The organism is Duganella margarita (genome assembly GCF_009857535.1).
GTDB lineage: Bacteria > Pseudomonadota > Gammaproteobacteria > Burkholderiales > Burkholderiaceae_D > Rugamonas > Rugamonas margarita.
The window spans coordinates 1-255 of the sequence record NZ_WWCS01000106.1; the positions used below are offsets into that span (position 1 = coordinate 1).

The 255-nt window shown below is 56.1% G+C and carries 1 rRNA gene; it reads right to left on the bottom strand.

From position 1 onward, the window contains the following. A 16S ribosomal RNA gene (locus GTP55_RS29430) occupies positions 1 to 255 on the bottom strand; the annotation flags it as partial.

The window sequence follows — 255 nt, forward strand, 5'->3', positions numbered from 1 at the left end:
GTGGCTGGTCGTCCTCTCAGACCAGCTACTGATCGATGCCTTGGTAGGCTTTTACCCTACCAACTAGCTAATCAGATATCGGCCGCTCCAGGAGCACAAGGCCTTGCGGTCCCCTGCTTTCATCCTTGGATCGTATGCGGTATTAGCGTAACTTTCGCTACGTTATCCCCCACTCCAGGGTACGTTCCGATATATTACTCACCCGTTCGCCACTCGCCGCCAGGTTGCCCCGCGCTGCCGTTCGACTTGCATGTG